Origin of the sequence: Fictibacillus marinisediminis (assembly GCF_023149135.1) — a bacterium.
Classification (GTDB): domain Bacteria; phylum Bacillota; class Bacilli; order Bacillales; family Fictibacillaceae; genus Fictibacillus_C; species Fictibacillus_C marinisediminis.
Window position 1 is genome coordinate 1,649,587 of record NZ_JAIWJX010000002.1, and the last position, 14,587, is coordinate 1,664,173.

Annotated in this window: 15 protein-coding genes; 12 read left to right on the plus strand and 3 right to left on the minus strand. The window is 43.2% G+C overall.

Annotated features, from left to right (window positions below):
- The first annotated feature begins 47 nt into the window (after positions 1-47).
- The 5 genes from LCY76_RS08945 (at position 48) to LCY76_RS08965 (ending at position 5,927) form a co-directional block, all read left to right on the plus strand.
- Positions 48-1,127, plus strand: coding sequence for a carbamoyl phosphate synthase small subunit (locus LCY76_RS08945; RefSeq protein WP_248252354.1), 1,080 nt, complete (start codon positions 48-50; stop codon positions 1,125-1,127).
- Positions 1,120-4,263: a carbamoyl-phosphate synthase (glutamine-hydrolyzing) large subunit gene (gene carB / locus LCY76_RS08950; protein WP_248252355.1), complete on the plus strand. Its 3,144-nt coding sequence runs from the start codon at positions 1,120-1,122 to the stop codon at positions 4,261-4,263. Before LCY76_RS08945 ends, carB begins: the two co-directional genes overlap by 8 nt.
- Positions 4,264-4,268: 5 nt before the next feature.
- On the plus strand, positions 4,269-5,204 hold the full coding sequence (argF, locus tag LCY76_RS08955; protein WP_272885709.1) for an ornithine carbamoyltransferase: 936 nt from the start codon (positions 4,269-4,271) through the stop codon (positions 5,202-5,204).
- Between the two features lie 55 nt (positions 5,205-5,259).
- On the plus strand, positions 5,260-5,661 hold the full coding sequence (locus LCY76_RS08960) for a hypothetical protein (protein WP_248252356.1): 402 nt from the start codon (positions 5,260-5,262) through the stop codon (positions 5,659-5,661).
- Between the two features lie 86 nt (positions 5,662-5,747).
- Positions 5,748-5,927, plus strand: a complete 180-nt coding sequence (locus LCY76_RS08965) for a YjzC family protein (RefSeq protein WP_062231369.1) — start codon at positions 5,748-5,750, stop codon at positions 5,925-5,927.
- 48 nt (positions 5,928-5,975) lie between these two features.
- Here LCY76_RS08965 and LCY76_RS08970 read toward each other — a convergent pair whose 3' ends face one another.
- A complete protein-coding gene (locus LCY76_RS08970; protein WP_248252357.1) occupies positions 5,976-7,148 on the minus strand; it encodes a M20 family metallopeptidase in 1,173 nt (390 codons plus the stop codon).
- Positions 7,149-7,218: 70 nt separating this feature from the next.
- Entirely contained in the window at positions 7,219-7,401 is a 183-nt protein-coding gene (locus tag LCY76_RS08975) for a YjzD family protein (protein ID WP_248252358.1), read from the minus strand.
- Positions 7,402-7,572: 171 nt separating this feature from the next.
- Here LCY76_RS08975 and LCY76_RS08980 point away from each other — a divergent pair, with 171 nt between their 5' ends.
- From LCY76_RS08980 to LCY76_RS08995, 4 genes are all read left to right on the plus strand, one after another.
- On the plus strand, positions 7,573-8,313 hold the full coding sequence (locus LCY76_RS08980; protein WP_248252359.1) for a lipase family protein: 741 nt from the start codon (positions 7,573-7,575) through the stop codon (positions 8,311-8,313).
- 99 nt (positions 8,314-8,412) lie between these two features.
- Complete coding sequence (locus LCY76_RS08985) at positions 8,413-9,315, plus strand: NAD-dependent epimerase/dehydratase family protein (RefSeq protein ID WP_248252360.1); 903 nt, start codon at positions 8,413-8,415, stop codon at positions 9,313-9,315.
- A 216-nt stretch (positions 9,316-9,531) separates the two neighbouring features.
- Positions 9,532-10,518 carry a BMP family ABC transporter substrate-binding protein gene (locus LCY76_RS08990; RefSeq protein ID WP_248252361.1) on the plus strand — a complete coding sequence of 329 codons (987 nt, stop codon included), beginning with the start codon at positions 9,532-9,534 and terminating at the stop codon, positions 10,516-10,518.
- Complete coding sequence (locus tag LCY76_RS08995) at positions 10,515-10,688, plus strand: ComZ family protein (RefSeq protein ID WP_053354769.1); 174 nt, start codon at positions 10,515-10,517, stop codon at positions 10,686-10,688. Before LCY76_RS08990 ends, LCY76_RS08995 begins: the two co-directional genes overlap by 4 nt.
- A 37-nt stretch (positions 10,689-10,725) precedes the next feature.
- On the opposite strand, the gene LCY76_RS09000 is transcribed toward LCY76_RS08995, so the two are convergent.
- Positions 10,726-11,016, minus strand: coding sequence for a YppG family protein (locus LCY76_RS09000; RefSeq protein ID WP_248252362.1), 291 nt, complete (start codon positions 11,014-11,016; stop codon positions 10,726-10,728).
- Positions 11,017-11,211: 195 nt separating this feature from the next.
- Between LCY76_RS09000 and LCY76_RS09005 the strand changes: the two genes are divergently transcribed.
- The 3 genes from LCY76_RS09005 to LCY76_RS09015 all read left to right on the plus strand — a co-directional run bounded on the left by LCY76_RS09005 (position 11,212) and on the right by LCY76_RS09015 (position 14,388).
- Positions 11,212-12,144: a beta-ketoacyl-ACP synthase III gene (locus LCY76_RS09005; protein ID WP_053354767.1), complete on the plus strand. Its 933-nt coding sequence runs from the start codon at positions 11,212-11,214 to the stop codon at positions 12,142-12,144.
- 36 nt (positions 12,145-12,180) lie between these two features.
- On the plus strand, positions 12,181-13,419 hold the full coding sequence (fabF, locus tag LCY76_RS09010) for a beta-ketoacyl-ACP synthase II (protein WP_248252363.1): 1,239 nt from the start codon (positions 12,181-12,183) through the stop codon (positions 13,417-13,419).
- A 222-nt stretch (positions 13,420-13,641) separates the two neighbouring features.
- Positions 13,642-14,388, plus strand: a complete 747-nt coding sequence (locus LCY76_RS09015; protein WP_053354765.1) for a YjbA family protein — start codon at positions 13,642-13,644, stop codon at positions 14,386-14,388.
- The last annotated feature ends 199 nt before the right edge of the window (positions 14,389-14,587 follow it).

Here is a 14,587-nt window from a genome sequence, read left to right on the forward strand (position 1 = left end):
GCATAAAAATCCAAATATATAAATTAATATACAAAGGAGAAGGAATGATGAAAGGATACTTGCAGCTTTCTAATGGTGAAAGTTTTAAAGGGAATTGGCACGGGAAGCCGCAATGCTCGAGCGGTGAAGTGGTGTTTTTTACCGGAATGACCGGATATCAGGAGGTACTGAGCGATCCTTCTTATCACGGACAGATTGTTGTTTTTGCTTATCCTCTCATCGGAAATTATGGGATCAATAAAGAAGACTTTGAATCTATCGTTCCTCAGCCAGCCGGAGTGGTGACATGCTCTGCAGATGAAGAAGGCCATCACTATCAGAGCCAGGAGTCATTCACGGCTTTACTGAAGAAGCATAATATACCGCATTTGAGCGGAGCAGACACCCGTTCTCTAATAAAATTGATCCGTTCCGAGGGAGACATGAAAGGGTTATTAACCAGCAGTGAACAAACCCTGCAGGATTTCAAAGAACAAAAAGGGATGCAGGGAAGGCTTGTGAAAGAAGTAGCCGTGACAAAACCTGAGGTGTACGGCAAAGGAAAAACACATATCGTAATGATTGATTTCGGATATAAAAAATCCATTTTGGATGCTTTAATCTCGTCGGGATGCAAGGTGACCATCGTCCCTTATGATACACAAGAAGAAGTTCTCCATAAATTAAAACCGGATGGCCTTCTCTTTTCAAATGGACCGGGCAATCCAAAAGAACTGGCACCCTATATGCCAGTGTACAGAAGGCTAGCCGAGCTCTACCCTACATTTGGTATTTGTCTTGGTCATCAGCTTTTGGCACTGGCTTTCGGCGGAAACACTAAAAAATTGAAGTTCGGACACCGGGGAGCGAACCATCCCATCATTAATGTGAGAACGAATAAAGTGGCGATGAGCTCGCAAAATCATGGCTATGTTGTGGAGGAAAAAAGTTTACTTCATACCGGGTTTCAAGTGCTCTATAAAAATATCAATGATGGAAGTGTGGAAGGGATGTTTCATGAAACACATCCGGTCATGACGGTCCAGTTTCATCCTGAAGCCAATCCTGGACCGGAAGACCATGCTCATATGTTCAGCAGTTTTATTGAACTAATAAAAGAAAAGAGGAGCGAAAAGATCTATGCCTAAGCAGCAAGAGATTCATAGTGTCCTGGTGATTGGTTCGGGGCCTATCGTCATTGGGCAGGCAGCTGAATTTGATTATGCAGGAACACAAGCCTGTGCAGCGCTGAAAGAAGAAGGAATACATGTTGTTCTCGTCAATAATAATCCGGCTACCATCATGACGGATGAAACGTATGCCAATAAAGTATATTTTGAACCTCTGACTGCCCAGTCCTTGGCAAGCATTATCTCAAAGGAAAAACCTGACGGACTTTTGGCTTCAGTCGGCGGGCAAACCGGGTTGAATTTGGCAATGGAGCTTCAGGAAAAAGGGATTTTAGAGGAACACAATGTAAAACTGCTTGGGACAAATTTGGAGTCCATTAAAAAAGCAGAAGACCGCGAGCTTTTCCGTGCATTGATGCATGAGCTTGATGAACCTGTGCCCGACAGTGAAATTGTAACAACAGCTGAAGAAGCTGCTGCGTTTGCAGGAAATATAGGGTTTCCGGTCATTATTCGTCCAGCATACACGCTGGGAGGCTTCGGGGGCGGGACTGCGCATACAGAGCACGACCTGAATGTCATCGTTAAAAAAGGTCTATCAGCAAGTCCGATCGGCCAATGTCTGATCGAGAAAAGCATTGCCGGATTTAAGGAAATTGAATATGAGGTGGTACGCGACTGCAATGATACGTGTATCACGATATGCAATATGGAAAATATTGATCCGGTAGGCATACATACCGGTGATTCGATGGTTGTCGCACCAAGCCAGACAATGACAGACCAGGAATACCACATGCTTCGTTCGTCAGCCATAAAAATCATCAGGGAACTTGGTATCATCGGCGGCTGTAATATCCAGTTCGCTCTTGATCCAGAAAGCAAAGCATATTACTTGATTGAGGTGAACCCTCGTTTAAGCCGTTCATCTGCGCTGGCTTCAAAAGCAACCGGATATCCAATCGCAAAAATAGCAGCAAAATTAAGTGTTGGTTATCAGCTTCATGAACTGAAAAATCCTGTTACTGGTTCAACGTTTGCCAGCTTTGAACCGGCTTTGGACTATATTACGGTTAAAATGCCGCGCTGGCCGTTTGACAAATTTCCGGAAGCAGAAAGAAAACTCGGAACGCAAATGAAGGCCACCGGAGAAGTGATGGCGATCGAGAGGAACCTGGAAGCGGCTTTGCAAAAGGCTGTCCGTTCTCTGGAACTGGACACGGAAAGTATTTTTTTGCAGGAGCTTAAGACATGGGGGAGCGGGAAGCTGAAAAATCTTTTATTAGAAGCGGACGACCGCCGGTTCTTTGCGATCACCGAATTGCTCAGCAGGGGAACTTCGGTTGAAAAGATTCATGAATGGACGAAAATCAATTCATTTTTTCTTGCTTCATTTAAAAAACTAACTGACCTCGACCAGCATATCAAATCAAGCTCAATGGAAAACAACAATCTGAATCATCTGGCTGATTGGAAAGCTGCGGGGTTCTCTGACCAGACTGTAGCAGCGTCATGGGGTGTAGCCGAAAATGAAGTGAGACAAATAAGGATTAAAGCAGGAATTGTTCCTTCCTATAAAATGGTCGACACGTGCGCTGCAGAATTTACCGCAGATACCGCTTATTATTACTCGAGCTGGAGAGGAAAAAGTGACAAAACACCAGTGGACAAAGAAAAAGTTGCCATTATCGGTTCTGGCCCAATCCGGATCGGTCAGGGAGTGGAGTTTGATTATTGCTGTGTTCATGGGGTAATGGCCCTGCAGCAGGAAGGCTATGAGACCATTCTGATCAATAATAATCCCGAAACCGTAAGTACTGATTTTGAGGTCGCGGATACACTTTATTTTGAGCCACTCTCATTTGAAGACATCATGAACGTACTGGATTTTGAAGGAGCTGAAAAAGCCATTCTTCAATTTGGCGGCCAGACAGCCATCAATGTAGCAAACCAGCTGGAAGAGGCCGGAATCCAAGTTCTTGGTTCAAATGCGGATCTGATCGATGAAATGGAGAACAGGGATCGGTTTTATCACTTTCTGAAAAAATGCGGCATCCCTCATGTGCCAGGGGAAACAGCGTATGATCAGCAAGAAGTACTGACATCCGCACAGAAGATCGGCTACCCGGTCTTGCTTCGCCCTTCCTACGTAATCGGTGGGAAAGGAATGATGATTGTTCACTGTGATGAGGAACTGAAGAATTATATGAACACACAGGCCATCGAGTTTCCCGTCCTAGTCGACCGTTATATTGCCGGAAAAGAGGCGGAAGTGGATGTCTTGACGGACGGAGAAAAGGTATTTATTCCTGGGATTTTCGAACATATCGAGCCAGCTGGCATCCATTCTGGAGACAGCACAGCTATCACACCTCCAGTCAGCCTGCAAAAAAGCACGATAGAACATATCGTCACATACACCCAAATTATAGCAAGTTCTATGCCATTCAAAGGAATATTCAATATCCAGTTCGTCATCGATGGAAACCAGGTATATGTCCTTGAGATCAACCCTCGCGCATCGAGGACTGCACCAATATTTAATAAAATATCAGGTGTGAACGTTATACAGGCATCAGTACAAGTCATGATTGGTAAAACATTGCCTGAGATCGGAATAGAATCCGGACTAAATGAAAGCCATTATTTTGCTGTAAAAGCACCGGTATTCTCCAATGTTAAGCTTCCAGGACTCTCGCCAAAAACCGCACCAATCATGCGTTCAACCGGAGAGGTTCTTGGAATTGGAGATTCTGTAGGGGAAGCCGTACAAAAAATCTTTACAGGATGCAATCCAGCTGCGCGAACAGGAGATGCTTCGATGCCAGCCAGCCTTTTTGCAGACATGGAGGAAAAACTGCTTTCTATAGAAGAAACACAACTTCTTCAAAATTGGAAAGAGAAAGGCATGGAGGTGTTCTTTCCTTCACAGCTGTCTTTTTCAGAGTGGAACCAATCGAGGCAGACGGGCATTTATTTTTCAACGGGCAGTGATGAACAATCGCATGAAAGATTAATGGAAGCCAGCCTGGCGGGCAATTATATCTTTACACAATGGGAAACATGCGCGTTCTATCAGCATGGCCTAAATCTCCCAATCGAGAATTTTGTTCATATAAAAGAAATACAAGAAAGAAAGGGAGTCAAAATATGAATCCGATGATATCCATTACAGAAACATCACTTACAGGCAAGGATCTGTTAACATTGGCAGACTGGAAGGCGGATGAAATCAAGCAAATCCTTCACTATGCCATTCAGCTGAAGAAGGAAAAGCAGCCCAAGCAGCTGCTGGCAGGGAAAACGCTCGGAATGATTTTTGAAAAGTCATCTACAAGAACCAGGGTATCTTTTGAAGTCGGTATGCTGCAGTTGGGCGGTCATGCTCTTCACCTAAGTTCCCGCGATATTCAAATGGGGAGAGGAGAATCCATCGCCGACACTGCAAAAGTGCTGTCAAGGTATCTAGATGCGATTATGATCAGAACATTTGATCATGAGATTGTAGAAGAACTTGCTCTTCATGCTGATATACCAGTGATTAACGGACTAACCGATGATTATCACCCATGTCAGGTTTTGGCTGATCTGATGACCATACTTGAATATAAATCATCTTTTGCAGGCAAAAAATTGACGTATATCGGCGATGGAAATAACATGGCCCACTCGTTAATGATCGGCTCGGCTAAAGTGGGACTGGACTGTACCATTGTGGCACCGAAGAATTATAAGCCGAAAGCGGAGATTGTAAGTAAAGCGCAGGAAATTGCAAAAGAATCGGGTGCGAAGATTCTTGTGACCAATGATTTAAAAGAAGGCATACAACATGCCGATATCGTGTATACCGATGTATGGGCAAGCATGGGCTGGGAAGACGAAACCAATGAGCGTCTCGAAGCCTTCAAAGATTATCAAGTTAACATCGAATCTTTAGCAGGCGCAAATCCAGATTATATTTTCATGCATTGCCTGCCTGCACACCGAGGGGAAGAAGTGACAGGTGAAATAATAGATGGGCCTCATTCCGTTGTCTTTGAGGAAGCAGAAAACCGTCTGCATGTTCAAAAAGCACTGCTTGCATCTGTCATGTAAAGGGATGAACACATTGGGGCTGGGTGAATAACATGTGTTAGTAAGGAGGTGCCCCATGTTTAATAACCAGAATCCTTATTATGCTCAACAGCAAGGTTTCCAGCCGCAAGGCTACCAGCAACCGCAGCCGGGCTATCAGCCGCAAGGCTTCCCGCCGAATCCTCAAATGGCCAAAAAGATGCAGAAGCTGTGCCGGAAAAACATTCAGCGATTTGTTTCGGTAACCATGCTCGATGGCAGTGTATACGATGGATTTATTGAATTCATGGACGGACAGAATATTTATTTTGCTTCTCCCATTATTGATGAGGGGCAGGACAGTGAAAGAGAGAACAACGAAACCGAATACGATTATCCATATTACGGGTTTTCACAGCCTGTAAGAAGCTATGAAATTGAACGGTTTATCATCCCGGTATCCAACCTGGCGAACGTCACGCCTGTTCCTTATTACTAATTTCCGAGCCAGCCAGTATTGGTTGGTTTTTTTGTGTGTTTTTGGGAATAGTAAACAACGAAAATGTAAAAAGGAGTGTGGAAACATTGGGTCAGAATCATCAATTTAAACATGGGCAAAAGGCTCCAAACAATGGCATCTATGTAGAAATCGGCGAAACCGGAAGCATGGTCAACGATCCGCAAGAGGTCCAGCTTAGTACGGGGGATCCATTTCCGAAAAATTCAAATCATAACCGTGTTTGGACCTATAAACGAAAGCCTTGATTATGCTGAAAATAGAGATTGGCGCGTAAAAGAAAAAAGGACCTGGGATCAGGTCCTTTTTTCGCGGTTTTCAAATTCTTCTTTAACAGCCTTTAGAAGGTCTGGATTTGTCAGTAGATCATAGCCGGTTAAAGCCAGTGATTTTGCGCCGATGAGCATTCCATCATAGCCCTTTTCTGAATTGGCTGCAGTGCAAAATTCTCTCGTATGGAGATTATGAAAGGCATCCGTAATCTTAATATACGGGTGGATCGCTGGTATAACCTGGCTCACATTACCTAAATCGAGTGATCCATGGTCATTCCCTGTTTCAATTTCTTCAAGCGGAATGCCGAGTGAAACAAGATTTTTTGTAAACGCATCTGACATGGATTCATTCGTAAGCAGGTTGGCGTAGCCGAGTTCATAGTGTGAGGCTTCCCATTCACAGCCCGAACCCATAGCTGCTCCTGCAGCACAGTCCTTTACTCTTCTCACCAGCTCTGGCAGCTGTTCAACTGTAGATGCACGCACATAAAATTTAGCCTGTGTCTGATCCGGAATCACATTCGGAACGGTTCCGCCTTTAGTGATTACACCATGGATCCGGACATCTGGGGTGACCTGCTGTCTGAGAGCATTCACATTGTTAAACAATGAAATGACAGCATCCAGAGCATTGATTCCTTCATGAGGTGAAGCAGCAGCATGCGCGGATTTGCCCTTAAAGTCAAATTGCAGAGCTTCCATCGCCATACTCGATCCGCTTCGTTCAAAGGCTTTGTATGGATGGCACATGAGAGCAGCATCTGCTCGGTCAAAGTATCCTTTATCCGTAAGGTGGACCTTGGCTCCTCCAGTTTCTTCTGCAGGCGTTCCGTATACAAGTACTTTTCCTCCGGTCTCGGCAGCCACTCGGCTAAGTGCAATTCCGGCAGCCGTACTCATCGTTCCAATCAAATTGTGACCGCAAGCGTGGTCAATTTCCGGAAGTGCATCATATTCTGCAAGAAAGCTGATGGAAGGTCCGGATTGTCCGCTGTCATAAACAGCAATAAATGCCGTTTCCATTCCCTCGATATTCTCTTCAACCTCAAAACCAAATGATCTTAATGTGTCAATGAGTTTATTGGATGACTGATATTCATTATAGCCAAGCTCGGGATGCTCCCAAATAAAGCGGGCAACTTCTTTAAATAAGTCAAAATTGTCATCCAGGAAAGCGGTAATGGATTCTTTCATTCGATAACCTCCAATTGCGTCCTTATTATGAAAAAAAGCCCTTCACGGGTGTGATGGGCTGCTATTTTGGTTATTCTGCAGTTTCTGCTTCATTTGGAAGTACAGCACCGATGATCATGATAAATACGGCAAAGACCACGCCAAATGTTGTAGCTTTTGCGAAGTCGTATGCTCCGCCCTGCATGGAAGCCAGTACATAAAATGCCATGTTGCTTAAAAGTAATGACCAGATTAACGTCCAGAAATAGCGCATTTAGTTCACCTCAGCTTTATGTAAACGAATTCTTCTCCTGATATAGTAACAAAAAATCAATGTTTTGTCTTTAAATGTTTTAGGAAATCAGCCAGGAATAGGCATATCCCTTCTCCTCTTTCACAGAACGGACATAGAATAAGTAAGAAAACTTTGGATGAGGGGAGAAAAGTGAGTATCGAAGAGAGAGCATTTAGCTTAGATGGACAATGGAATACAATACATCTTCCTGAACAGCCAAACGGTTTTGCTGTCATGGTATTTGGAGACTGCAATCATTTTGTTGATAATCATACAAGTTTATGGAAACAAAACACCGACCGGTTCATGCTCATCCGTACCCTGATGGAAATGGGATACACCGTTTTTTATTCTCATCTATATGGACGCAACTGGGGTAACCCAGAGGCTGTAAATCTTGCGAGAAGAGTTTATCGATATGTTCTGAAATATGAAATTCTAAATCCGAAGATTCATATCCTCGCAGAGGGAATGGGTGCTCTAACCGCACTCGATTTTATCAATGATATGGAAGGATACATCCGGTCTGCCATTTTTATCAACCCCTGCCTGGATCTTAAGGGGCATTTTCAGCAGGAAAAGCAAAACAAATTATTTTTAAAGCGAATCCGCAAAGAAATCAGCCAGGCTTACGGAATAAAAAACGAACAGATCGATGGATTTCTAGACAATGAAATGTCTCGGTTCACCCTGAAAAGCAATGTACCCATTAAAATTTTTCATGATGCAGCAGGTTCGGTTTATCCTTTCAAAGTGCATAGCCGGCCGTTTGAATCCTCTTGCCTTGAAAAAGGATTCTCTGTTTCGCTGACCATACAGATGCCGGGTAAAAGTGCAGAACGGTATACTGCCATCCCTTATTTTTTCAGCCGGTTTGAGACCATCCTGTGACTTTATTGTTGCAGGTTTTTTTGTGTGCTTTTCTTAAGATGCATACTCCTTAAGTTGAAAAATACGATATAGAGAAGGATAAAGAACGGAGGATTGTTCATGAAACGAGCACTCGTTACAGGAGCAGCAGGTTTTATTGGCTCCCACTTATGTACCAAACTTTTAGAGGATGAAGTGGAGGTCATAGGAATCGATGGCTCCCCATCAACCGAAAAATTAGATTATATTGGAAGAAACGCAAACTTTGAACTCATTAATCAACGAATCGAACAGGCGGACCTGATGAAAATTATGCATAAGGTCGATGTGGTTTTCCATCTTGCCTGTGGGATTCAGCCTAATGAACAATGGAGTGATATTGAAGATAGAGTAAAGGACCATGTTCATTGTATGCGGCTGTTAGCGGAATCAATAGACAGCCGAAAAACGAAATTCATCTTTTCCTCTTCTTATGATGTGTATGGAAAAAAAACAGGTGAAGTTACAGAGAACTCTACAGCGAATCCGGAGACATTGTACGGATTGATTAAACTCACAGAAGAGAATTGCATTCGGATGGCTGCTGCAAAAAAGCATTTTTCATACGTCATTCTAAGATTTCCAACAGTATATGGACCTTGGCAGCCTGAGGGGATGACTTTTCAGCAGATCATCAGCGCAGACGAAGGAGAACGTGATGTAATGACGGTAAAAAAAGATTCTGTCACGGAGGATGCGATCTACGTTGAAGATGCTGTCAGAGCATTATGTCTGGCTGCAGAAAACAAAAGCAGAAATGCGATATATAATATAGTCAGCGGATCAAGCGGAGAATGGCGCAAAGGATTAAAACTCCTATCTATAAAAGAAGATGAATTTCCAAAAGAAAAGCGAAACATGGTAGTTGTAGGAGAAAAGGCGGCTAAAGAACTTGGATTCCGCTCAGATGTTAAAATCGAAGAAGGTTTGAAAAAGCAGATTCAGCATAGCAAGGAAAGGCTCAAAAGTAGGTTTAAGGCATAAAAAGGGAAAATATGTTTTCCCTTTTTTTATTGTCCAGCTTCAGCGCCTAAGTCCTCGAGGTCGCTTCACTCTTACACCTCAACACAAAAAGCGTGTTGCTGTGTAAGAGCTCCAGCGCTTGACGGACCTTATCAGGGCGCTTGCGCTTTTCCCATTATTCTTTATACTAATAAAGGGGGTATCCGGCAAGCGAGGAAATGGGAGTGAACGTCCAAAATGCAGATCAAAACATTGCTCCTGGCAGCTTGTATACTGTTAGGTCTCACAGGATGCCAGGAAAAATCTTCACAGAACCTTCAAAACACCGGGCTCCTGATTCAGGATACAATCAATGATCAGGGCTGGGGTGACAAGGGGTATAAAGGGCTTTTAAAGATTCAGGATACATATGGGAATGAAGTTTTTTATAAAGAAAAAATAGAAACAAAAAGCCAAGTGCTTAAAGCGGTAAAAGAGTTTCAGAAGAAAAAGGTTAACCTCGTTTTTGGCCATGGTAAGATTTATGCTGATATCTTTGATCAGATCAGCAGTGATTTTCCCAAGATGCACTTTGTTAGCTTTAATGGAAAAGTACATGGCAAAAATGTGACGAGCATTCATTTTAATTCATATGGAATGGGTTTTTTCGCTGGAATGGCAGCAGCCAAAATGAGCCGCACCAACCATCTTGGAGTAATTGCCGCCCAGGATTGGCAGCCTGAAATAGATGGCTTTATAGAAGGTGCTCGTTACCAAAAGCCCAAAATTAAAGTGGATAAGAATGTAGTTCACAGCTGGAGCGATGAACAGAAGGCCATCAGCGCATTCCGTAAGATGGAAGCTTCCGGGGCAGATGTCTTCTATCCTGCAGGTGACGGATTTACCATCCCTGTTATTGAAGAAGTGAAAAAGAAAGCACTCTACGCGGTAGGCTATGTATCTGACCAATCGGATCTCGGCCGCGCTACAGTACTGACTAGTACGGTGCAAAATGTTGAATATGTGTATGGATTTGTCGCTGACAAGTTTAATGAAGGCGATCTGAAATCCGGGAATCTGCAATATGGATTTAAGGAGAAAGCCATTTCTCTGGGCAGGTTCAGCCCGCAAGTGCCTGCTTCTTTTGAAAAGAAGATAAAGCAGGAAATTGACGAATACAAAAAATCCGGAAAGCTCCCCAACGGAAAAGTAATGAAAGAACATGTATTGGAGGAAGAACAATGAATCAAGAACTCAATATGAAATTCATGCAAATTGCCATGAAGCATCTGCCAGAAGGAAAAGAGCTTTTGGAGAAAAAAGGAATGGAATTATCCATGGAGGATATCCAGCCTATGTTGAATCTTCTCCTTAAAGTAATGAACGATGCTTATGAGCTCGGAAAACAGGATTAAGAAAACGGAAAAAGGAGCCAACTCTGTGTTGGCTCTTTTATTTTTTCCTAAAGGCATTAAAGAGCGGTGAGACCTGCTGTGCTACTTTAACGGTCTGATCAATAACAGCCATCAGCTTGTTATAATCAAACGCCCCATCGTTCGTCCGGAATGCACTTAATAAGGGATTGGGCCGCTGAAAGGGCTGGCGGTAAGCCATAGGTATAAAGGGCGGCTCACTTGGAGGCTGTTCTCTAGTTTGCCGCGGTGGAGGAAATGGGCTTCTTGCATGCATCATTGGCGGCCTTAGATGCCTTGGTGAAGGAGGCCCATAGCGAGGCGAATTCAAATGTACCACTCCTTATTTTCAGACTGATTACATCTCTCTCTAGGATATGCCCTGAGTTGAAGTTGGTATCTTGTACCGGAAATCTCAGTACTGGACAAAAAACAAAAAATATCTTACATTAGTACCAGGTCTTAAAAATTGATACTAAGTTAGCTGGCGAACAAAATATAAAAAATAAACCAAAGGGGTAATGACATGAATGCTGGAATACTGGGTTTAGGTGCTTATGTCCCTGAGAAAGTGTTAACAAATTTCGATTTGGAAAAAATGGTTGATACAAGTGATGAATGGATTCGTACTCGAACAGGAATTGAAGAACGCAGAATAGCATCTGACGATATCAATACATCACACATGTCTGAAAATGCTGCACGAGAGGCGCTTAAAAACGCTGATATGAATGCAGAGGACATTGATCTGATTGTTGTGGCTACCGTCACTCCTGACAGGCCTTTTCCTTCCGTTGCTTGTATGATCCAGGATCGGCTGGGAGCGGTTAATGCTGTTGCTATGGATATAAGTGCAGCCTGCTCTGGGTTCATGTATGGAATGGTGATCGCTAAACAATTCATTGAATCGGGAACCTACAAAAATGTCTTGGTAGTCGGAGCTGAAAAATTGTCCAGAATTACAGATTGGAATGACAGAAATACAGCAGTGCTGTTTGGTGACGGAGCAGGTGCTGCTGTAATGTCGACAGTTTCTGAGGGCAGAGGAATCCTTTCCTTTGAACTGGGTTCAGACGGCAGAGGAGCGAAACACCTTTATCAGGACAAATATCTTTATATGAACGGCCGGGAAGTGTTTAAATTTGCTGTCCGCCAAATGGGTGAATCATCCATGAACGTTGTTGAAAAAGCTGGATTGACTAAGGATGATGTAGATTACCTTATTCCGCATCAAGCCAACATCCGGATCATGGAAGCAGCACGGCAGCGGCTTGATCTTCCGAAAGAAAAAATGGCAGTTACCGTAAATAAATATGGAAATACTTCATCAGCTTCTATTCCTATGGCTATTTCTGATGCTTTAAAAAATGGTAAAATAAAAGATGATGATCTGCTAGTACTCGTTGGATTTGGAGGCGGCCTTACATGGGGTGCAGTTGCACTTCGGTGGGGAAGATAATAGCTAACTATTCTTCAAAGGAGAGTTGAATTAAAAATGAAAAGACGTGTAGTAATTACAGGAATGGGAGCCGTTACTCCCCTTGGAAATAGTGTAGAAGAAACATGGAACCGAATTGTTGCAGGTGAATCTGGTGTTGGCCCGCTAACTCGCAGGGACCGAGATAAATTCCCGGTAAAAGTAGCTGCAGAAGCTACAGAATTCGATCCCCAGGAATTCATGGACCGCAAAGAAGCAAGAAAAATGGACCGCTTTACTCAATTTGCAGTAGCTGCCTCTAAAATGGCAGTGGAAGATGCAAAGCTTGACATAACAGATGAGATCGCACCGCGTGTAGGGGTGTGGATCGGTTCTGGAATCGGCGGAATGGATACGCATGAAGAACAATTCCGTGTTTTTGAGAAAAAAGGCTACAGAAGGGTCAGCCCGTTCTTTGTACCGATGATGATCCCGGATATGGCAGCAGGACAGGTTTCCATTATTCTTGGAGCAAAAGGCATGAACTCCTGTACGGTAACGGCTTGTGCATCAGGTGCAAACTCCATTGGTGACGCATTTAAAGTGATTCAGCGCGGAGATGCGGATGCGATGATCTGCGGAGGAACTGAGGCACCGATCACAGATATGGCATTGGCTGGTTTCTGCCAAGCTGGAGCACTCTCCTACAATGAGGATCCTGCAACAGCAAGCCGTCCATTTGATGCGAACCGCAGCGGTTTCGTCATTGGTGAGGGTGCAGGTATTCTTGTCCTTGAAGATCTTGAGTTTGCAAAAAAACGCGGAGCGAAAATTTACGCAGAAATCGTAGGCTATGCAGGCACCGGTGATGCCCATCACATTACAGCCCCGGCTCCAGGAGGAGAAGGCGGAGTCAGAGCCATGACACAAGCTGTTGAAGACAGCGGTCTTGCATTAGAAGAAATTGATTACATCAATGCTCATGGAACAAGTACAGATTATAATGATAAGTTTGAAACGATGGCGATCAAAGAAGTATTTGGAGAGCATGCTTATAAAGTGGCTGTCAGTTCAACAAAATCAATGACAGGACATCTTTTAGGCGCGGCAGGTGGAATTGAAGCGATTTTCTCAGTAAAATCCATTCAAAACGATATCATTCCTCCTACCATTAACTATGAAACAGCGGATCCGGAGTGTGATCTGGATTACGTGCCGAATGAAGCAAGAAAAGTAGAAGTTAACGCTGTGCTCAGCAACTCTTTAGGCTTCGGCGGTCATAACGCAACACTTATCTTTAAAAAATACAGTGAGTAATACAAAATCTTGGTTGATTTTTTCAGCCAAGATTTTTGTTTGTGTACAAAATGATGGTTGATTTTTTCAACCAAGATTTTTGTTTGTAATACAAAACCCTGGTTGATTCTATTAACCAGGGTTTTGTGTTTCTCTCGGGATTTTTCTTCCCATGCCATAGAATAAATTGGACAACCTCTGACTATACTGTTTTTAACAAAACGGTTAAGCGAGGGGTTGCAGATGTTATATTTACGAGATGTTTGGGTGAATTGGTTCGAAGGTGAAGAAAATGGCTATAACGTTTGTGAGTTCCATGAGTGGAGAAAGGATGACTTTATTGAATTGCTCGATCAAGTTCCAATCGTGAAAATGGATTCTTCACTCTTTCATTATATTGAAAATGAACTTAGCGATCTTCCAGATTCCCTTTTAGAGGAAGTACACCAAAAAGCATACGTAAGAAAAAATAACCAGAGAGTGCAGCTTGATCATTGTTTTATCATAACGGATGAGAAGAAAACGATGGTGATTGACACGATGGGCTATCGTATCCCGATACGGAAGAGCAGACTGATTCCGAGACAGGAACAGCTCGTCTATGAAATGGCGGAACAAATGGAGACCGCAACTTACACGTTCAAACCAGAAATCAAAGAAAAAGAGCATCATATCCTATCACCGGAACCGATTATCATGAGAGGGCTCACACGAAAGGAAAGACAGTTAAAGCAGCTCTTGTTCATGGTGCTGGATCAGCTTCATACAACTAAAAATGTGGCGGAAGTGCGTTATTGGTATACGGAGTGGATGCCTGAGAATTACATGGCCATTCAGCGAATGGAATTTGAAGAAGCATGGGCAGCTCTTTATTCTGAAATTAAAGACGGCTGGAGCGACCAGCATTATGCAATCTGTGAACGATTAGTAAAAGGGCAGCCTTACTTTGAGAAGATATGGGAACTTGAGAATGGGACACACGTAAACTGAATATGGAGCAAGAAAGGAGACTCATTGTGTGAGTCTCTTTTCTTATGAAATTCAGGATTAAAGCCGGGGATAGAGTTTTGTGAATACTCATTTCGAGTAACGCTCAATTAATTCAAGATTCGGATTAAATCCTAGATGAACAACTGCTTTTCCGCGAGATTCAAACGTCAATAAACACATAGAAACCCCCACTTAAAGT